Here is a 21,015-nt window from a genome sequence, read left to right on the forward strand (position 1 = left end):
GGGTGGTATTGGAGTTGGCACAAGCGATATATCAGGGCTTTGTTTTATCGAGACAGCAGATGCAGGTAAATGGCCAACTGCGCTTGTGTTATTGGCTCAAATCGCAACATCAGTTACTCAAAGTGTGGGTAGAGGATGAGCAGCCACTCTTTTTCATTAAACAAGATAAAAAAACGGAAGTAGAGCTGCTGCTAAGTCGCGCTCAGTTGCAGTTTAGTATCTCGCCAAGTCAATTAAAGCACTTCGATCAAGCCCCTGTTTGTGTTGTGAAATTTCGTATCTTGAATCACTTCTATGAGGCAAAACAGCTACTTGAAAATAAAGTTGCATTATATGAAGAAGATATTCGCCATTCCGATCGCTATTTAATGGAGCGTTTTATTCGCGGAGCCGCTTGGGTCAAAGGTAAAGCCACGCAAAAACTGGACTATATCGAAATTACTCAGGCGCAATTTAAGGCTTGTGATGATTATAGGCCACACCTTGAAATGCTTTCTATCGATATAGAATGTAACGGTGAGGGGGTCTTATTTTCGGTGGGTTTAGTGACAGATACGGAAAAGCTGGTGATCATGATAGGTGAGGCGCAGCAAGCTGCCGTCAATGTAGTTTGGGTTGAAGATGAAATTGCGTTACTAGAAGAGCTGGTCAAGCAAGTGAATCGTTTAGACCCAGATGTGTTAATCGGATGGAACGTGATTGAGTTCGATGCGGCAATACTTGTTGAACGCGCGCAGGCTAACGGCGTCGCACTTGCGATAGGGCGAGATGGCGGAGTGATGTCGACTTTTAAAGGTAACTATACCCGGGTGTTTATTCCGGGGAGAGTGATGCTAGATGGCATTGATATGATGAAAAATGCGACCTATCACTTTGAAACATTTAAACTGAGCTTTGTGGCTGAGAAGATTTTGGGTGCTACCAAGCTTATCGCACAGGACGACAGGCTTGAGGAAATCGTCAGGCAGTTTCATCATGATAAACCAGCGCTCGCAGCGTATAACTTACAAGATTGTCAGTTGGTGCTCGACATTTTTAGTAAACTAAACTTGCTTGAATTTGCCCTCGCTCGAACTCAGTTGACGGGTTTGGAACTCGAGAAAATGGGTGGCTCAGTCGCCGCGTTTACCAACTTGTATTTACCGTTACTGCACCGTAGCGGTTACATTGCACCAAATTTATCTGAGCATGGCATTAACTTTGACAGTCCCGGCGGTTATGTCATGGACTCAAAGCCAGGCCTCTATCAAAATATTTTGGTACTCGATTTCAAAAGCCTTTACCCCTCAATTATCCGCACTTTTTGCATTGACCCTATGGGGTTAATAGAAGGATTACAACATCCTGCACATGCCATAGATGGCTTTAATAAAGGTAAATTTAGCCGCACGGAACATCACTTACCGGGTTTAGTCGCAGCGCTTTCCAGCGCACGTGAACAAGCTAAATTAGACAAAGATATGATGCTCTCGCAGGCGATTAAAATCATCATGAATAGCTTGTACGGCGTACTTGGGTCTAAAGGCTGTCGCTTTTACGACCCACGTCTTGCAAGCTCAATAACGATGCGCGGTCATCAAATAATGCAACAAACTCGAACTTGGATTGAGCAGCTCGGATATGAAGTGATCTATGGTGACACTGACTCAACTTTCGTCTGCTTACCCGAGTCTTTGCGTAGCGAAGCGTGCCAAGCAATAGGCAAGCAGCTAATGGCTGAAATTAACGAGCGCTGGCGCGCACTGCTGATGGAAAGCTTTGGCCTCCACAGTCATTTAGAAATAGAGTTTGAAACACATTATAGCCCTTTCTTTATGCCCACCATTCGTGGCCAAGAAGTCGGTTCTAAAAAGCGATATGTTGGGCAGATCACAGAGCTTGGCAAGCACAAGCTGGTTTTTAAAGGAATGGAGACCGTGCGTAGTGATTGGACGGAAATCGCCAAAGAATATCAACAAGCAATTATTCGTGCGCTGTTTGACGGGCTCGACACAGTTGAGATCACCCACCAATACATAAATGAGATTTTCGCTGGAAAAGTAGACGAAAAACTCGTTTATAAAAAGAAGCTTGGTAAGTCTGTTGAGTTATATACAAAAAATATTCCTCCTCAAGTAAAAGCGGCGAAACAAGCTATCGAAGATGGGTTGTTGCAAACTGCGAAAAAGGGGGCACAAATACCGTACTATTTAAGTACCGATGGACCTAAGTTTGCGCAGCAAGGCAAGCTCGTAGATATTGATTATTATCAATACGTTGAAAAGCAAATTCTGCCTATATATCAAATGCTTCCCAATGCTTCTAAACTATCAATTCGTTCAGATGGGCAGCAAAGTTTCGATTTGCTCTAATCGAGCTCGTGCTATCAAACTGCCGACGTCTTCCAGTTTTAAAATTAATTAGTCAGTTAAATACACTAAAATAAAGTTCCTTTTTTGTTAACTAAAAACCCTTTCTTTGTTCGTTTATTGCGCTATTGTTTTGTTTTGAGGGATTTTAAAGTTTTATTTTTAATCAAAACTTATTTTTATTCTTTTAATTCAGTTGGTTGTGATTGTGTTTTGATGTGCCTTAAATTGGTAATTGCAAAAAACAGCATAATTAACCTTGATCATTGGTCTGGTGTTTGTTTAATATCCTGCCCCTAATGTTGCTATTTTAGAAATTAACAAGGCAACAAAATAATAATTAATACAAGCTGTTTACAATAAAATAATCCAGGGTGATTCACATGCTAAACAATAAGTTAACTAAGGCGGTTCGCTTAGCGATCGCGTTTGGTGGCGCTAGCGCTGCCGTGTTTGCAACCAATGCAGTTGCTGAAGAAGAAGGCGCGAAAAGCGTTGAGCGCATTGAAGTTACAGGTTCTCGCTTAAAGCGCACTGACCTTGAATCTACTGCTCCAATCACTGTTATCGGCGGCGAAGCGCTTGGCGATATGGGTATCAGCAACGTTGGTGAATTTGTTCAATCAAACCCAGTTATGTCTGGATCGCCAGCAACAACAACGCGTAACAACGGTGGTAGTGGTGGCGTATTTGTAGAACTACGTGGTCTAGGTTCAGAGCGTACGCTTGTACTTATCAATGGTCGTAAGCCTGTAAGTTCAGACTTCCAGAATATTCCTGCTGCAATGATCGACCGTATCGAAATTCTAAAAGATGGTGCTTCGGTTGCATATGGTTCGTCAGCAATGGCTGGTGTTGTAAACATCATCACTAAAAAAGAACTTACAGGTGTTGAAGTTAAAGCAACAACGTCTTGGTATGACATGTTTAGCGGTGGTAAAGAGCAAAGCTTCCAACTAGTTGGTGGTAAAGAGTTCGATGCTGGCCATATCACAGTAGGTTTCGATTATACCAAGCAGGATCCAATCTATCAGGGTGATGTGAAAGACGTTAACTTCTTCCAGTATCCTTGGCAGGTGCTTTCAGAAGAAGGTGCTAAGAGCTTTTACGAGAACGGTTTAATCCCAGATGGTGACAATGCGAACGTATTCATTTTAGGTTCGGGTTCTACTCCTTGTGGTAATTTCTACGTTGAAGGTAAAGGTAACTTTACTAACGATAAATGCCCAAGTGGTGGCGACGGTAAGCCTTCTCTAAGTGACATGCGTCCATTTGTTGGCGGTGGTGAAGTAAACGATACTTACAACTACAACCCAGTAAACTTAATGCAAACACCTTTTGAAGTAATTAACTTCTTTGTTGATACTTCATTTGAATTAAACGATGACCTTGTTGTATATACAGAAACACGTATCAATAAGCGAACTTCAAAACAGGAACTTGCGGCTGTACCTTTCGACACTGCCTATGATCCAGGCTATGTAGTTACGCTTTCAAATGGTTCGACGGCTAACGGTGTATCAGCTGATAACTACTACAACCCATTCGGTGAAGATGTTTATCGCTCTCGTCGTCGTATGCTAGAAGGTGGTCGTTACTTCGAACAAGATTATGTACGTTTTCAACAAGTTGCAGGCCTAAAGGGCGCAATTAACGATAACTGGCAGTTTGATGCTTACTACAACTATGGTGCAAATAGCCTTCAAGATACTGACTTTGGTCAGCTTTACGGCCCACACCTAGCAAAAGCTTTAGGTCCATCATTCAAAGATGACGCTGGCAATGTGGTATGTGGTACGCCTGACGCACCTATTTCTGATTGTGTATCGTTAAATGTATTTGGTGGTCCAGGTACTGTGACTCAAGAGATGCTTGATTACATTACTGCACCACTAGGCGATCACTACAATGATTCATTCCACCAAGTTCGTGTAGACGTATTTGGTGAGCTATTTGAAGTTCCAGCAGGGTATGTTTCAAGTGCATTTGGCCTTGAGTATTACACCACTGAGTTTGAACAAGTAAATGATTCTGGTAAGTTCTTTGATTCAGTGACTGGTAACACCAGCAAGCCACTAACAGGTCTATCTAAGAACTACACAGCTGCGTCGGCAGAGTTCTTAATCCCATTAGTACGTGATTTAGGTGTTGAATCTGCAGATTTGACGCTAGGTGCACGCTATGACGACTTTAGCACAACAGGTTCAAACTTCTCTTGGATGGCTAAAATTGAGTCAAATATTTTTGATGGCTTAAAGTTCCGTGCAAACTATTCAGAAGTATATCGTGAACCAACACTAAGCGATTTGTATTCGCCAGAGCTTGATTCATTTGAAAGCGCTTCAGATCCATGTTCTGCGGCAAACATTGGTGGTTTATCTGCAGCAGGTCAGGCTAAATGTCTTGAAATGGGTGCTCCAGCTGGCGGCCACAACAGTGCTGATGCGCAAGTTCGTACACGTTTAGGCGGCAACACAGGTGTTCAATCTGAAGAAGGTGAAACATTCACGATTGGTTTTGTGTGGGCTCCTGACTTTGTTGAAAACTTAGGTATTACTATTGATTACTGGGATATCAACATTGACGGTAAAATTGGTTCTCTAGCAACTGATGATATTCTGCAGGGCTGTTATGCCGGTCTTATCGAAGATATGTGTGCAAAAATCTCACGTGGCTTTGATGGCTCGGTTGATCGTGTAGACAGTCGTACAACAAACTTACAAAGTATGACTGCTCGTGGTATCGATCTTGATGTGAACTATTCATTTGACACAGACTTCGGTGCCTTTGTAGCTAGCGTATCATGGACTCACTTCTTAGAGCGTGGCGAAGAAAATTTTGATGGTGAAACAGGTACATTTATCGTTGAAGATCTAGTTGGCAGATTTGAAGATGATACGTCTTACTTTGAAGACAAAATCTTATTCAATCTACGTTATGACCTAGACAACCTACGTGTTGTGTGGGCTGCAAACTACCAGTCTGGTCTTGAGTACGGTGATCTCACTTACATTAAGCGTGATAACTATGATTCATTAGCAGGTTTAGTTGCTAAGGTTGATTCATATGTGTATCACGATTTAACAGCACAATACTCCTTTGATACAAACACAACGGTGCAAGCAGGTATTCGCAACCTAACAGACGAACTACCTCCTTATATCGAAACAGCGTTCAACGCGAACACTGACGAAAGTAACTTCAAGCTATTCGGACGTCAGTTCTTCTTAGGTGTAACTCAGAAGTTCTAACCGAAATTTAGCAAATTTGACCCAAATCGGCCTCTGTTGAGGTCGATTTTTTAATTTTCCACTCTAGCTAGCCTCTTCTTGTAGTAAACCCGGCCAATTTATAACAAATTCTTCGATGAGTGTTTATTTTATTGTAGATATGAATTGTCTATGTTTATCGAATGTTATTCATTGCCATGTGTAAATGTAGTGTTTGTACCTTTATTGTTGCGTGAAGTGTGTTTTTTTGCGATGAATTACAAAAGTGATAAAAAAAGTGAACTTATTTTTATATTTATAACACCATGAAAACAAAAGGGAAAGCTGGGATTTAATGTTAAAATTATGCCTTTTTGGGTTTATTTTATGAAATGATTGTTGACCCTATGTTGGTACTAAAAGTAGTATAACCATCGATACGATAACTTAACCAACTTTGAAAACGATATCCAAGTGTGTTTAAGATATTGTTTTTAAATCGGTTTTTTTATACATAAAAATAAAATCAGGGATCAATCATGTTGAATAATAAAGTAAGCAAAGCTGTTCGTTTAGCAATCGCTTTTGGTGCAGCATCAACTGCCGTACTTGCAAGCACTGCGGTATCGGCTGAAGAAAACACCGAAGAAGTAGAACGTATTCAAGTTACTGGTTCAAAGATCAAGCGTATCGCTGCAACGGCACCAACTCCAGTCGTTGTTATCGGTCGAGTAGAGCTTGAAAACGCGGGTGTTAGTAACGTAAACGACTTTCTATCTGAAATGCCTGCAGCAGAAGTAGGCCTAAGTCCTGAAAACTCTAATAACTATATCTATGCAAACGGTCTAAATACAACCGACCTTCGTGGTTTAGGTTCTAGTCGTACTCTTGTTTTAGTTAACGGTCGTCGCTTTATCGGTGGTTCTGCTGGTGATAACGCTGTAGATTTGAACAACATTGCGACTTCCATGATCGAACGTATTGAAATTTCGACAGGTGGTGCATCTGCGGTATACGGTGCTGATGCGGTAGCCGGTGTTGTTAACATCATTACTCGTACCTCTTTTGACGGCATTGAGATTGATGCTGCAACTACTAGACCATTCGAAGGTGGTGGCGAGCAAACTTTTGCTTCACTTGTATTTGGTAAAGAATTTGAAGGTGGTGGTTTTATCTTCAACTATGACTTTGCTGACCAAAAGCAAATGGCTAAGCGCGACAAATCTTGGTGGTATGATAATCCAGTTTCATCTGTACCTAACCCAGATAATACTGGCGGTGAGGATGGTATTCCTGCACGCATACCTTATGAAGGCAAAAAACACTATGGTTTGTATGACGAGTCAAGTGAGTTTTTCTTGGGTGGTCAGCAGTGGACATTCGACGAAAATCTAGATCTTCGTCCGTATGATATTGGAAGTGGTTATCTACCTAGTGACCCTACATCTTCACTTTATCGTTACTATGCAGGTGAATACAGAGATGGTTTAGAAGAAGGTGATAACGAATTCTTCCGTACACCACTAACGCGTCATACTTTTAACGTTGCGGGTAATTACGAGATTAATGATAGCCACCGTCTATCTTTTGATACAGTGTACTCATTGAGTTCTGCATTTGGTCAAAGTACGCCGGTATTCTGGGGCGGACTAAATATCCGTAAAGACAATGCTTTCATTAAGCAAGATCTTCGCGATTTAATGGAAGAGAATGGTGCTGAATCAATTACTATGCGTCGTCTGAGTAATGATTTTGGTCCGCGTAAATATGACCAAGAGCGTGCGACATTCCGTACGTCGGTTGCTTTAGATGGTTATATTAATGACAACTGGGCATACTCAACGTATTTCCAACATGGTCGTATAAAGCAAGATACAAAGTGGTTTGGTGAAGTAATTGAACAAAACTTGTATAATGCAATTGATGCGGTTGTGTTTGAAGGTAATATTGTTTGTGCTGATAGAAACGATGCCGGTGAGGTAGTTGGTGCACTAAGTGGTTGTGCTCCTATTAACTTCTTAGGTGCCCCTGAGCATTCAGCAGAAGCAATTGATTACATTTCTACCGTTGCAACAGCAGAGCATGGTGGAACTCAAACAAGCTTTGGTGCAACAGTTACAGGTGATGTGTATGAACTACCTGCAGGTCCAATCGGCACTGCATTTAGTTTCGAATGGCGTCGTGACTCAGCTTATGAAGAGCCGGGTACTGGTATTCGTAAAGGTATCATTTTTGGTAACTCAGGCCTACCTTACTCTGGATCGCTAAATGTTAAAGAATATGCGGCTGAAGTAATCATTCCACTAGTAGCGGATCATGAGTGGGCTCAAGAGCTAAACTTAGAGCTTGCATATCGTTACATGGATTACTCATCAACAGGTGGTGATTCTGCATATAAAGTGGGTCTAACTTATCAATTAAATGATGATATCCGTTTCCGTGCAACAGTAGCTGAATCAGTGCGCGCACCTAATATTGAAGAGCTTTATTCTGCAGCAGGTACTCAGTACGCTAGTCGTCAAGATCAGTGTGCAGCGGATACAATTCAGAACACAGACGATAAGTATAAAGCTAACGTTATCAAAAACTGTGCCGCAGCAGGTATTCCTGAAGGCTGGATGCCATCGCAGGCATGGGAAGACGGTGGCAGCTTAGAAGGCTCGCTTGGTGGTAATGATGAGTTATTCAACGAAGTTTCGAAAGATACGGTCGTTGGTTTCGTATATACACCAGCATGGCTTGAAGGTTTTGATATCACTGTTGATTACTGGAACTTTGAAATTACAGACGCTATCTACTTTTACGATTATGAAAGCATGAACGAAAACTGTTATCGTGCTAACAGCTTAGATAATCCGTTCTGCCAATACTTTAGTCGTGATGCTAATACATTAGAAGTTAATGGTTACCTTGAAACTTCAATGAACGCAGCGACAGAAAAGAAAAGTGGTGTAGATCTTGAGTCAGTTTACGATTTCGAAACAAGTATTGGTGAGTTTGGGGTTAAGCTAACTGCAACATATATTGAGAATTATGAAGTAAACCAAACAGGTAACGCAATAGACTTACTTGTTAAAACAGGTGAGCAAAACCACATGAGATGGCGTGGTCGCTTGAACACTAGCTATGAGTACGGAGATTTCAGAGCTGTGTTAGTTGCAAACTACCGTCACAGTGCTGTAGATGACCGTAACGGCTGGAACATCGAGCAACACGATTATAACGATATTCCGTCTTATACAACGTTCGATTTATCAATGAACTATCGAGTACTTGAAAATGTAGACCTACGCTTCGGTATTCAAAATATGTTCGACAGAACACCACCTAGACACCCGCTAGCGTTTGAAGACACTAACTGGTACGATCCAATCGGTCGTCGCGCTACTGTTGGTGTGAACATCAAGCTATAATTTTTATAGTGATAAAAAGCCGCTCATTGAGCGGCTTTTTTGTTTTTGAAAACTTTCCAGCCCAAAAATAGATGATTTAATTAATTGAGTTGATTTAATGCGCTATTGGATAAAGATCTACCTGTGCTTAACTATATAAGTTATTCGTTATCCAAAAGTCATGTATGCTAACTTACATCCACCACTTTACTGGCTTTACGATAGCGTATTTTAAAGCCACTCCAAGCTGGCAGTTCCCACCTCTTGGGTGCCTCTTTCCTCGTACCGCTGATATGAGTAAGTTCGATTCTTTTCCCTTTAAAGTTATAGCTTACTGCCATTGTCAGCGCTGGAATTGACCAGGTTAGCGGAAACTTTTCCGCAAATGGCGTTAACTCCCAGGTTTCAACTTCATTGAATAACAAGTCTTGTTCGTTGATTAGTTCTATATCGTCATAGCTTTCTATACCAAGCTCCGTTAGCTTGTCACTTAAAAACGAGTCGAGTGTGGGCACAAGTTCATCGCGCTCATGAAATTGGTAGAACAATGCAGTCTGCTCAATGCTGGCTTCTATTTGCTTGGCCAAACCTGAAAAAAGCGTATTATTTTGGATAAGAAATACTAAGGCATAAATAACATCCTTGGGGTTATTAAGGCGCTTGGTTTGTTGGCCTAAAACTTCGTCACTGTAATGTGTAATAAACTCACCCCAAAGCTCACCATTATCAATATAGGCTGAGCGCAATGTTTGGCTGCCAAGGCACATTTCAAGTAATTGCTTTTTCGTTAGTACTGCATTACACATCGCGAGCGTCTTGGCTTGCTTGGTACCTTTACCTGCGAGTGAAAAAGTATCTAATACCAGTAATGCTTCTGCCTGTCCCGAGGCGCGAGTATGATTTGAAGGCATGACTTCAGCTAAGCCATTATTAAAACCATTACGACGGTTTTGCTTATTGATATAAACCCAATGTGGCATTAGCTTAGCTAACTCAAGGACAAGTTTGTTATGGTCAAAACTGGCTGCCTTATCCAAAGGCGGTAGTGCAAATGCTTCACGCAATTGGGTGCTAAATTGCTGTGCTTCTATGAGCGCCTCAGGCGTAATATCAATTAACTCTTCAGTTTGTCCTCTCACCACCGCGATAGCGATTTCTATATCTGAGCCTCGAGTAAATCTGCTATTTAATCTTGTTAAGCGCTCTACATCATTAGGTAGCTGGTAAACTCGGGCTGGTACAGATAGAAGCGAAATAAGGTCAATAGCCGCTTGGCGTAGCGTGTTTGAAGCCAATTTATGGATCACATAACCAAACTCAAAATCGACGGGTAGTGGGTAAAGTAGCTTGCCAAGCGGAGTTGCTATATTTTGTTCATTAATGGCTTCTAATGCTAATAGCTGTTGTTTAGCTTTGCTTAGTGAGCTTTCAGGAAGTGGGTCGATAAAATCAATAGACGAAACGCCCGTTGTTGCACAGCCCGCTGCAAGTACAAGCTCTGCCAATGATTCTCTTTGGATCTCAGGCGGGGTGCTGTCTATCAATGGCGCATATTGGCCATATAACCGGATACATAGTCCCGGTTGCGTGCGTCCTGCGCGTCCTAGACGTTGCTTTGCTGAATCTCTTGCAATTGCATCTAAGCCTAATACGGTTTTTCCAAGGCGCAAATGAGTACGACGCTCAAGTCCTGAGTCAATCACACAAGTGACATTGGGAATAGTGAGCGAGGTTTCGGCAACATTGGTTGCGACAATAATTCGACGTGTACTTTGTGCGGTTAACGCGATGCGCTGAGCTTCTGGGCTACAGCCACTATATAAACCAACGGTAGTCGCTGGCAGCGCTTTCACTTTAGCTAAGCTTGCTTGGATCTCGGCCTTGCCAGGTAAAAAGACTAAAATATCGCCCTGGCAATGTTCCAATGCGTATTGGCAAGCTGCAAAAACTCGAGTGTCGAGTTGCTCTTTTTGGGGCATAGTTCTTGGATCAGGGGCGTGAAAACACTCTTCAACGGGATAAATGAATCCTTCTGACTCTAAGATAGGGGCGTCTAAATAAGAGGCTAATTTTTGGCTGTTTAACGTTGCTGAGGTAACAATGAGTTTGTGTGATTGAGCTTGCTTTAAGAGCGCTAATAATAAGTCCATGTCCCAGCGTCTTTCATGAAATTCATCCAACATAACAACGCTGAATTCTGCAAGTTTGCTCTCAAAAAACCACCTTAATGCTACACCAGGCGTTGCATAAACTACCTGAGTGTCTAGTGAAAACTTCCCCTCAAACCGAATAGCAAAGCCCACCTTATCACCAAGTGGTGAGCCACTTTGAGCTGCGACATATTCAGCTAAAGAGATACAAGCAATACGCCGAGGCTCTATGACTAATACTCTGCCATGTTGTGAGGCCCAAAGCGGAAGTTGGGTTGATTTGCCAGAACCTGTTGTGGCACATACAACAATTGCATTTTGTTCGCTTAGTGTTTGAGTAAACTGAGACTGTAAAGATTCAATGGGTAAAGACATAGCAGTTCATTTGCATTTTTTCGCCATAGTAACAAAGTTTGCTTGAAAAAGTCGGAGTCAGTACCAATTAATATTTGATGGATTATTCAACCTGAACTCGGAATAAGAAGTTAGGGAACTGATATAAAATACGACTTCTAACATTATTCAACTCTAGCCAGATGTTCTTTCTTAATACAAGGCAAATTTGAGCGTCAATAGCTAGCCTATTGCAAACAAATTTAACGCAGTAGTAAGGAATAACAACTGCTAGAGAACAAGTTATTATTCCTAGTTTAGGTTATTTTATAAAGGCCAAAAGCCATGATAGAAATAGTGCTTATTATCGGCCTTATTCTATTTGTTTCTCTGTATTGGAACTGGGAAAAAATTCAAAGACTGCAGTGGCAAAGGAAATACCAAGATCAAACGCTGAGTGCGTCAGATAAGCAAGTATTGCTAAAATACATGCCTATCTATCGTAAGATGACAGATGCTGACCGCGCACAGCTGGAAAAACATATTGTCTGGTTTCTTGGCGAGAAACGGGTGTTGGGTAGAGATGGGTTAACGGTGTCACGGCCGATGACTTTAATTATTGCCGCAGATGCCTGTTTACTGGTTCTTAAGCAAGCTTGGCCGTTATATCCCAACGTCAAAGAAATATTACTCTATCCCAGTAGCTATTACGCGCCACAAACTGCTAGAGATGGTGCAGGTTTGGTTAGTTTTCACCAAACAGTTCGTCAAGGAGAGTCTTGGCCTGGAGGTACTTTAGTTCTGAGTTGGCATGATGTACTTGAGGGAAATCGATTGCCTGAGGATGGTCACAACTTGGTGTTTCATGAATTCGCCCATCAACTTGACCAACAAACTGGTGCGACGAATGGGACGCCTGCGTTACCTGTAGGAATGAATTACCAAGACTGGGGTAGGGTGCTATCAAAGGCTTACCAGCACTTAAAAATGCAGCTGTCTTACAATATGCCCCATGCTATTCATTCATACGGCGCAACAAACGAAGCGGAGTTTTTTGCTGTGGTGACAGAGACATTTATTGAAAAGCCCCATGAACTCAAACAGGAAAACCCAGAACTATACAATTTGTTGAAAGACTACTATCAGTTTGAGCCAAGGGACTGGCAACGACATTAAAGCATATAAATAAAAAAACCGCTCAGTTGAGCGGTTTTTTCTTAAGAGCGTCGATTAAGAAAAGCTAATTTCTTTTCTTTCGCGTTTTTCTCTTCTTTGACCTTCAGGACGGCGCTTATCGCCACCGCCACTGCGTGGGTCTTTAAAGCTACGCTTACGGTCTCTTTGTTCTTCACTTCTGCCTTGACCTTGGTCAGCTGGGTGAGTGCTCTTAGTCATGTTCATAGGGCGTTGACAGATGTGAACGCTCTTGAAGTGGCTAAGTACATCACTTGGCATATTCTGCGGCAATTGAACCGTGCTGTGTTCATTGAACAGACGGATTTCACCGATGAACTTGCTTGAGATATCCGCTTCGTTTGCGATAGCACCAACGATGTTCTTAACTTGAACACCATGATCACGACCCACTTCGATACGGTAAGTATCCATTGGACCTGATGCACGGTCACGGCTACGAGATTTGCGTTCACCACGCTCGCCACGTTCACCACGGCTACCATCTCTGTCGCGACGCTCGCCACGACGGTCGTCACGTTCTCTACGCTCACGCTGTTGAATTTGAATATCTTCAACTTTCAGCGGCGTTTGCTGCTGTGCAAGACACAATAGCGCTGCTGCTAAGTCTTCTTGGCTCAGCTCTAGCTTTTGTGCAAGGCCTGATGCCACTTTTGAGAAGAACTCAATGTCTTTGTGCTCAAGTGCTGTAGAGATCTTGGTCTCTAATGCACCAATACGCTTTTCTTCAACGACTTTCGCACTTGGTAATTCAACCTGTGCAATATCAGAGCGCGTATGGCGCATGATGTTCTTAAGTAAATAACGCTCGTTGTTCTTAACGAACAAGATTGCTTTACCTTGACGACCAGCACGGCCGGTACGACCGATACGGTGAACATAAGCTTCACAGTCTTGTGGGATATCGTAGTTAACAACAAGGCTTAGACGCTCTACGTCAAGACCACGTGCCGCAACGTCAGTTGCGATAACGATATCTAGTAAACCGCTCTTTAGACGGTCTACTGTGCGCTCACGCGCCTGTTGGTTCATGTCGCCGTTGAGCGGTGCAGCTGAGAAGCCTTCACGCTCTAGTAGCTCTGCAAGCTGAACAGTGTCATTACGTGTACGTACGAACACGATAGCACCGTCGTAATCTTCCGCTTCTAAGAAACGTACGATAGCTTTGTTTTTGTGTGCGGTTGCACGCCAGTAAACTTGCTCGATCGTAGATACTGTAGAGTTACGCGGAGTGATTTTAACTTGTTCAGCGTTATCTAAATATTTATTACAGATTGATTGGATCTGCTTTGGCATAGTCGCAGAGAACAAACAAGTTTGCTTCTCTTCCGGTGTTTTCTCCATGATGCTTTCAACATCATCGATAAAGCCCATGCGTAGCATTTCATCTGCTTCATCAAGTACAAGTGCGTTTAGACCAGAAAGGTCAATCGTCTTGCGGTTGATGTGGTCAATCAAACGACCTGGTGTTGCCACAATAATTTGGGCACCACGGCGTAGAGCACTTAGCTGAATGCCGTAGCTTTGACCACCATAAAGCGCTAGTACTTCAACGCCTTTAGTATATTTAGCATATTGCTGAAATGCTTCAGCAACTTGAATAGCTAGCTCACGCGTTGGCGTAAGCACAAGAATTTGCGGTTGTTTAACGGATGCGTCTACTTGGTTTAACAATGGCAGTGCAAATGCTGCCGTTTTACCTGTACCCGTCTGCGCTAGTCCCAGTACGTCTTTTCTTTCTAGCAATAACGGTATACATTGAGCTTGGATCTCAGAAGGTGTTTTATATCCCAGCTCTTCGACTGCTTTTAAGATTGCAGGAGAAAGGTCTAAAGATTCAAACGTAACTGGTTCTGACATTAATGCGCCTCAACTATTTTAAAGAGGCGCGCATTGTACAGGAAAGATAAAATAAAAGCTTGCATAAAATCACACTATTTTATATGTGCCTGATATTGGTTAAAATTTAACCTGTGTGATTTTGCTAATTTACTGGTAAAGGCCTAAATTTGCTTTTGCATAGGCTTCAAATTCAGTAAAGCCGCCAATGTGATCTTGGTCGATAAAAATCTGTGGTACGGTAGGGCAAGGTTTACCCGCTGACTTTTCAAGATCGGCTTTGCTTACGCCTTCCTTGATAATGTCAACATAGCGAAAATTGAAGTCATCGCGCTCTTGCGTTAAACGCTCAGCCACTTCTTTTGCACGAACACAAAACGGGCAACCTTCACGACCAAAAATAACAGTAAACATATTCTTTCTCCTAAATGAACCTGAACTTCGAATAATTAATGCCTTTCTAGCAGCCAGTTTTAGCGCTAACTGCGTTGAATTCACTTCCAATAGCCAGCTATTGGTGTGTAAATTCGCCTGATTATCTCCAAAACTCTCTGGCTAGATAAGGAAATAATTTAATGTGAGCTTAAAAACAATGAGTTGGCTCATTCCTTATCCAAACCTCAGGTTAAATGATTAACTTCAGTATAGAGGATTAATCATGAAGGTAAATTGAATTAAAATGATGAGATTAATCCAAAAAAGCGATTAACTCCGATAGACGGTTTTGATCAAGTGGAAGCCGAACTTGGTTTTCACAGGGCCGTGCACTTCAAATAACGGCTTTTTGAATACCACATCGTCAAAGGCCTTCACCATATCCCCTTTATTGAACTCACCAAGGTCGCCACCGCGCTTTTTTGAAGGACAAAGGGAATGTTGTTTAGCCAATTTGCCAAAGTCAGCACCTTTGGCTAGTTTGGCTTTGATGTCTAAACACTCTTTTTCGGTTTTTACTAAAATATGATAGGCGCACGCTTTAGGCATGAAGGGACTCTCATTAACAAAATAAATGCGATCATGCAGAGCTTGTGCGCCTATGGCAAGTTAAAATGTTACGCTGAAACCAATAGAAGGACGCATTTCAAAGTCATCGCTTTCCTCTTCTATATATAAATCATTGATTGATTTGACTCTATCGTAGTCAAGGTCAACATAGGCTGTATTATCTTGGCCATATGCATTCATTAGCTCCAAAATTAGCTTGCCATCGAGACCAAATAATTCTGTTTTGCGTTCAAAACGAATATCTAGGCGGTGATAAGTGTCAAAACGCTCTGAGAATGGGTCGCCATACACAGGCAAGTAGCGGTTTGCAAATTCAGGGTTCTCTTTTACACCCACAATTGGGGTATAGGCTTGACCGCTGCGAGCGGTAAAGTTAAAGCCTCCAGACCACTTTTCGCCAAAGTCATAGTGAAACACGGCATTCAAAATAAAAGGGGTATCGGCATAATAGTCACGCTTAATACCGGTTAGCTCATCCTCACGCTCACTTTTTGCAAGGCTTACTGCAATCCAACCATACCAGTCATCGGTTTTGTTTTTGTTAACAATAAAATCAACACCGTAGGCTGTACCGGAAGTCCCATTGATGTAGTTTACTTGAGATAAGGGGGCGCTTTTTGGCAGATCATCCATGGTTTTATAATAGGTCTCGACGGAATATGACCACTCATTTTCCAACTCCTGTTTAAAACCTAAGGTATAGTGAGTTGAACGCTGAGCTTCAAGTTCCGGGTTACCAACAACAGGTAAAATGTATTCAAGATCTTGAATGCGACTGTAAGTGCCAGCCTTGGCTGAGATCACTGTATCATCGCTATAGAAGTAATTGAGCGCAAGGCGTGGATGGACAATCGTCTCATCACTGTAATCATAATATTCACCCACTATTCCTAATTCACTTTGCCAGTTTGGTGAAAATTGCCAAACGTGATTAACCCCAATAAAAGCAGAATCCGTTCCAGCACTCGATGTGCCCTTAATCCTTTCACCTTTATTTAGGTCACAGTCGGGGTCAAACTCGGTGCAAACATAATTAAAAGCATCGTAGCGGTAGGTAGATTTTTTGTCGTAGTAGCCGGCATCTGCAATGACACGTTGGTCTTTGTTTAGCTTATAACTGGCTCGTACTTTATAACTGAGTTGTTCTTCTTCAAAATTTTCAAAGTAGCCATCAGATAAAGTCGCGCGTTGACCGTAGCGCATAGTGGCTTGGTGATTGAGATAACCGACGCCTGCGCGAATATGTAAGTCTTTGGCGTAGTGATCCCACAACATGTTCTGACTATTAAATTTACGAATATAGCGAGCATCACCCTGATATTCTGGGGTTTTAAGGGCAAGATCTGACGCGCCTGAAAACCCAGCCGCAACCGAATCCTCCGCGCCATTGATATTTACCGTTAAGGTATTATTTGCATTGATATCCCACAGCCACTTGGCTTGATAGTCGTGATCATCCGGTGGATCGTTAATGGTGATCCCTGTTGGCTTGCCATCATCGTCCTCAAGTTCCTCGCCATCACTGAAAAACAGCGGTAAGGTACTTTTTCTTGCTGACACATAGAATGCGGAATTTTCAGTTGCTTTACCTTCAACAAAAATACCTGCGTTAAACATGGTTAAATCTAGCGTGGTGGCAATATCTTGGTATTTTGGATTACGCAGCGTGACGTCAAACACGGCACCAGTGGCATTGCTGTAACTGGTACCAAATCCAGCAGAATTCAGCTGAAAATCTTGAATTGTATTGCGGTTGAAAATAGAGCTGCCGAAATCGTGAAAGATATATCCTGCGGGCATAAAGTCCACTTCAAAGATATTGTCGTCAGGAGAAGAACCTCGCACGGCAGGTGCGCCCATAGAACCACCCGCAGCAACAACACCAGGCAGAGCAAAAGCAGCCCTAAGTGGGTCGCCCATGGCTCCTGGCATGTCTACAAGTTTTTGTGCATCTTCGGTAATTTCTGAAATAACTGAGCTGCGTTTATAGATAACTTCGATGTGTTCAATTTTCTCCTCATCGGCTAATGCATGATTGGCAAGGGTAGTGCAGAGCACGAGGAGTGAAATTTTACTGAGCGTAAAGTGTGGGGCGTGGCGCATGGTCGGCTTCCTATTCATCCTTTGTTAAGATGTGCGTTAGCCTAAACGAAATAATTGTTGATTAATTTCAGAGAGTCGTAATTAACTGTAAGCGGTTTACTGAGGTTTCTTACAATCTCGCTCTGATCCCTATCTCGGATGAGTAACCAACAGAGCGCTCAGTTATTTTGAAGTCTTCATCAAGTACATAATATGTAGGGTAAGCCTGCACTTTATACGCTTGTGCCGTGCTCTGATTGCCTAGTAATACGGGCATGTCTAATTGTAGATCGCTGACAAACTTTGTTACTTCTTCAGTGGAACGATAATCCAACGCAATCGCCACTGCTTTGACTTTGCCTTGCTGATGTAGTTTATCAATATTCGGCATGCTTACTCGACATACGCCGCACCAAGGCGCAAAAAAATACACGATACTTTGTTGACCTTTGAGCTGGATAGACGAATAAGTTTGCTTGGATTGTAAAATGGGTAGGTGAAATGGCGGCGCTGTTTGCTCTCCAGAGTCGGCAAGCATGTTCCTCTCTTGATAGGCTGAGACGGCAAAAAACACCAGCACAATGATGAAAGCTTGGCCAAGTAGCTTGAGCATACAAATGATCCCGTGATAACAGTAAGCAACAATAAAGACCGCAGTGTAGCGATCTTTATTGCAGCGGATCAATGTATTTGAGCTTAACCGTACGGGTTGTCGCCTAGGTAGCGTTTTGCTTTTTGCTCTTTTAATTTCGCTAAGTCAACGAGTACCAGACCATCGATACAGTTATTAAAGTCGGGATCTATACTAAAGCTCAGAAAGTTCACGCCTTGCTCTTCGCAAAGCTCCGTATATTGCTTAAATAATGTAGGGACTTGAGCACCCATATTAGCAAGAATATGTTTGAGCTCTGCGAAATCTTCTTTGATGTCATCGCCACTAAACATGTGTTGATAACGGTTAAGTTGATCATTACTTAGCTTCATTTCGTTGTTCGGTGTGGCGATACCTGCAAGGTTTGAAAAGTAATGTTGGTAGTGATACACCAACATGGCTTTAGCTTCATCCGGTAACGCGTTTGAGAGGCTTACTGCACCAAACATATAGCGGTGTTCTGGGTAGCGCTTTACGAATGCACCGATCCCATACCACAGGTAATCTAGGCTCTTGCGACCCCAGTACTTGGGCTGCACAAAGCTGCGACCAAGTTCGAGGCCTTTTTCAAAGTATGGGGTCATGGCTTCACTGTACGAAAACAAGCTGTCGGTATAAAGCCCGGCTTGCCCGTGTTCTTCTATCACTTGCTTGGCACTTGCAAGGCGATAGGCACCCACCAGCTCAAGTTGTTTCGTGTCCCATAACAATAAGTGGTGGTAGTGCATATCGTACTTATCGATATCACGACGGTTACCACTCCCTTCTCCCACGGCCCTAAAGGCAATTTCTCTAAGGCGTCCAAGCTCTCTAAATATCACTGAGCTGCCGGTGTATTGGTAAACGTATATTTGCATGCCATCGGGTGTTTCACCGATACACTCGCACGCTTCCACTGCCTTTTTAAGTTCTTTGCGATTTTCTGGAACTGCAATAGGGGTTTGCGTTTTGAGTGGCAGTGGCTTTTTACTGGCAAGGCGATAAAGTTGCTTGCGAATAAGTGCTACTATCTCTTTGTCTTTTAGGTTATCAATAAGATAAGACTCTGGAGGAATGCTGGCGCCTATTTCAAATTCTAGCGATTTTTGCCTTTGTTTAAACATCTCTTTGACCAATAATAAACTGGCTAAAGGCTTATAAATCATACTGGTGCCGTAAAAGAGCGGACTGTTTTTCGCTTTGATAAAAATGGGTAGAATGGGGCAATTGGCTTTTTTAGCCATTCTTAAAAAGCCAGAGTTCCATTTGCAGTCTTTAATACCGGTTGGGCTTAAGCGAGAAACTTCACCAGCTGGGAAGATAAGTAGCGCCCCTTCCGATTTTAAATGCTTGTGAATGTTTGCCAGCTCTTGCTTTTTACTGGTTCCTGAGAGGTTATCAACAGGCAGTAATAGTGGATGCATTGGCGTAACCGACATCAACATCCGGTTAGCAACAACCTTTAAGTCAGGCCGTACTTGCGCCAGCACTTTGATTAGTGCCAGTGCATCTAAAGAGCCAATAGGGTGGTTTGCGACGATCACCACCGGACCTTCGCTTGGGATATGCTCTATTTGCTTTGGTTTAAAGCGAGCGTCAAAATCTAACTCATCGAGCACTTGTTCAACAAACTCGAGCCCCTGCAAATGGGGGTAGGTGTCAGCAAACGCGACAAACTCTTGCTCATGCAAGAGATAACCAAGCCCTTTTTTTACTAAACCTTTTACCTTTGGGGAGTTTTCAAGTTGTGGAAGATTTGCTTCAATGACTTTATCTACACTGATCATTTTTCATCACCTGTTGGCGCTTTTTTGCAAGAGTAAAAACTATTAATGACAAGCATGTTGCATTGGTATGTCATTTATTTTGCAGTGATAGCGTGTAGCGAGAATAAAGGAACAATATGGCTTTACTTATATGTGTTACTGGTCGTAATAATGACAAGTTAGTTGCTAAGTTAGCAGCACTGTTGCCGCAGCAAACCTTGCTTGAATGGCCCGTTGATGATGTTAGCTTATTAAAGGAGGTTGAGTTTATGCTGGCATGGAATGCGCCAGAGACGCTATGGTCACAGCTTCCTAATTTAAAAGTAGTGCATTCCTACGGTGCCGGTGTTGATAGCATTCCGATGCAGCTATTACCACCACATGTAGAAGTTGCGCGTATCGTTGACCCAAATTTAGCGGATGATATGGCTGAATATGTATTAGGCCAACTATTAAGCCATAAGCTTAGAGTTAGAGAGTACGGGCACAACCAATCCCAGCAAATATGGAAGCCAAGGCGCGCAAGAGCAGGTCGCACGGTTGGTATTATGGGGATGGGGCAACTTGGACTTGCGGTCGCGCATAAGCTACACGTAAATGGATTTAACATCAAAGGTTGGTCCGGCTCTGCAAAACAACTCGACAATATTGAGCACTTCAGTGGGCAAGATGAGCTAGCTGCTTTTCTTTCAGATATTGATTATCTTGTGTGCCTGCTACCATTGACTGAACATACTAAGGGGATATTGAACGCCCAGCTGTTTGCACTCGCGCCAGATCATTGCGTACTCATTAATGTCGCAAGAGGTGGTCATCTTAACGAGACGGATTTACTCAATGCGCTAGCGGCTGAGACGTTTGGCGGGGCTATTTTAGACGTATTTGACACTGAGCCGCTCCCTACATCACATGCCTTTTGGCAGCAGCCAAACATTAGTATTACTCCACATGTTGCTGCATTAACCAGTTTAAATACAGCTGCTCAGCAAATTGCTAACAACTATTTAGCGATGCAGGAGGGCAAAGCACTTGTTCATTTAGTTCAGAAAAAGCAGGGTTACTAATT

General features: G+C 42.6%; 12 protein-coding genes. 5 read left to right on the top strand and 7 right to left on the bottom strand.

Annotated elements, in window-relative coordinates:
* Window positions 1–14: 14 nt before the first annotated feature.
* The 3 genes from BB427_RS08030 (at window position 15) to BB427_RS08040 (ending at window position 8,970) form a co-directional block, all read left to right on the top strand.
* On the top strand, window positions 15–2,351 hold the full coding sequence (locus BB427_RS08030) for a DNA polymerase II (protein WP_083229853.1): 2,337 nt from the start codon (window positions 15–17) through the stop codon (window positions 2,349–2,351).
* 380 nt (window positions 2,352–2,731) lie between these two features.
* On the top strand, window positions 2,732–5,599 hold the full coding sequence (locus BB427_RS08035; protein ID WP_045989197.1) for a TonB-dependent receptor plug domain-containing protein: 2,868 nt from the start codon (window positions 2,732–2,734) through the stop codon (window positions 5,597–5,599).
* Between the two features lie 497 nt (window positions 5,600–6,096).
* A complete protein-coding gene (locus tag BB427_RS08040) occupies window positions 6,097–8,970 on the top strand; it encodes a TonB-dependent receptor plug domain-containing protein (protein WP_069020167.1) in 2,874 nt (957 codons plus the stop codon).
* A gap of 167 nt (window positions 8,971–9,137) precedes the next feature.
* Here BB427_RS08040 and BB427_RS08045 read toward each other — a convergent pair whose 3' ends face one another.
* On the bottom strand, window positions 9,138–11,474 hold the full coding sequence (locus BB427_RS08045; protein ID WP_069020170.1) for a helicase-related protein: 2,337 nt from the start codon (window positions 11,472–11,474) through the stop codon (window positions 9,138–9,140).
* A gap of 303 nt (window positions 11,475–11,777) precedes the next feature.
* Here BB427_RS08045 and BB427_RS08050 point away from each other — a divergent pair, with 303 nt between their 5' ends.
* On the top strand, window positions 11,778–12,608 hold the full coding sequence (locus BB427_RS08050; RefSeq protein ID WP_069020172.1) for a M90 family metallopeptidase: 831 nt from the start codon (window positions 11,778–11,780) through the stop codon (window positions 12,606–12,608).
* A gap of 54 nt (window positions 12,609–12,662) precedes the next feature.
* On the opposite strand, the gene BB427_RS08055 is transcribed toward BB427_RS08050, so the two are convergent.
* The 6 genes from BB427_RS08055 to BB427_RS08080 all read right to left on the bottom strand — a co-directional run bounded on the left by BB427_RS08055 (window position 12,663) and on the right by BB427_RS08080 (window position 19,970).
* A complete protein-coding gene (locus BB427_RS08055; RefSeq protein ID WP_069020174.1) occupies window positions 12,663–14,486 on the bottom strand; it encodes a DEAD/DEAH box helicase in 1,824 nt (607 codons plus the stop codon).
* Between the two features lie 129 nt (window positions 14,487–14,615).
* Window positions 14,616–14,879 carry a GrxA family glutaredoxin gene (locus BB427_RS08060; RefSeq protein WP_010378880.1) on the bottom strand — a complete coding sequence of 88 codons (264 nt, stop codon included), beginning with the start codon at window positions 14,877–14,879 and terminating at the stop codon, window positions 14,616–14,618.
* 291 nt (window positions 14,880–15,170) lie between these two features.
* A complete protein-coding gene (locus tag BB427_RS08065) occupies window positions 15,171–15,449 on the bottom strand; it encodes a peptidylprolyl isomerase (protein ID WP_010378882.1) in 279 nt (92 codons plus the stop codon).
* 60 nt (window positions 15,450–15,509) lie between these two features.
* Window positions 15,510–17,573, bottom strand: coding sequence for a TonB-dependent receptor plug domain-containing protein (locus BB427_RS08070; protein WP_069020176.1), 2,064 nt, complete (start codon window positions 17,571–17,573; stop codon window positions 15,510–15,512).
* Window positions 17,574–17,682: 109 nt separating this feature from the next.
* The gene (locus tag BB427_RS08075; RefSeq protein ID WP_069020178.1) at window positions 17,683–18,165 is read right to left on the bottom strand and encodes a TlpA family protein disulfide reductase; all 483 of its coding nucleotides are present in this window, start codon (window positions 18,163–18,165) and stop codon (window positions 17,683–17,685) included.
* Between the two features lie 83 nt (window positions 18,166–18,248).
* Window positions 18,249–19,970 carry a GNAT family N-acyltransferase gene (locus BB427_RS08080; protein WP_017216231.1) on the bottom strand — a complete coding sequence of 574 codons (1,722 nt, stop codon included), beginning with the start codon at window positions 19,968–19,970 and terminating at the stop codon, window positions 18,249–18,251.
* A gap of 116 nt (window positions 19,971–20,086) precedes the next feature.
* On the opposite strand from BB427_RS08080, the gene BB427_RS08085 reads away from it, so the two are divergent.
* Window positions 20,087–21,013, top strand: coding sequence for a 2-hydroxyacid dehydrogenase (locus BB427_RS08085; RefSeq protein ID WP_069020179.1), 927 nt, complete (start codon window positions 20,087–20,089; stop codon window positions 21,011–21,013).
* Window positions 21,014–21,015: the final 2 nt, after the last annotated feature.

Origin of the sequence: Pseudoalteromonas sp. BMB (genome assembly GCF_001709235.1) — a bacterium.
Taxonomy (GTDB): Bacteria; Pseudomonadota; Gammaproteobacteria; order Enterobacterales; family Alteromonadaceae; genus Pseudoalteromonas; species Pseudoalteromonas maricaloris.

Coding starts and splice junctions, on each gene's coding strand:
- BB427_RS08035 (WP_045989197.1), top strand. CDS start 2,732: ATGCTAAACAATAAGTTAACTAAGGCGGTTCGCTTAGCGATCGCGTTT.
- BB427_RS08040 (WP_069020167.1), top strand. CDS start 6,097: ATGTTGAATAATAAAGTAAGCAAAGCTGTTCGTTTAGCAATCGCTTTT.
- BB427_RS08045 (WP_069020170.1), bottom strand. CDS start 11,474: ATGTCTTTACCCATTGAATCTTTACAGTCTCAGTTTACTCAAACACTA.
- BB427_RS08050 (WP_069020172.1), top strand. CDS start 11,778: ATGATAGAAATAGTGCTTATTATCGGCCTTATTCTATTTGTTTCTCTG.
- BB427_RS08055 (WP_069020174.1), bottom strand. CDS start 14,486: ATGTCAGAACCAGTTACGTTTGAATCTTTAGACCTTTCTCCTGCAATC.
- BB427_RS08060 (WP_010378880.1), bottom strand. CDS start 14,879: ATGTTTACTGTTATTTTTGGTCGTGAAGGTTGCCCGTTTTGTGTTCGT.
- BB427_RS08065 (WP_010378882.1), bottom strand. CDS start 15,449: ATGCCTAAAGCGTGCGCCTATCATATTTTAGTAAAAACCGAAAAAGAG.
- BB427_RS08070 (WP_069020176.1), bottom strand. CDS start 17,573: ATGCGCCACGCCCCACACTTTACGCTCAGTAAAATTTCACTCCTCGTG.
- BB427_RS08075 (WP_069020178.1), bottom strand. CDS start 18,165: ATGCTCAAGCTACTTGGCCAAGCTTTCATCATTGTGCTGGTGTTTTTT.
- BB427_RS08080 (WP_017216231.1), bottom strand. CDS start 19,970: ATGATCAGTGTAGATAAAGTCATTGAAGCAAATCTTCCACAACTTGAA.
- BB427_RS08085 (WP_069020179.1), top strand. CDS start 20,087: ATGGCTTTACTTATATGTGTTACTGGTCGTAATAATGACAAGTTAGTT.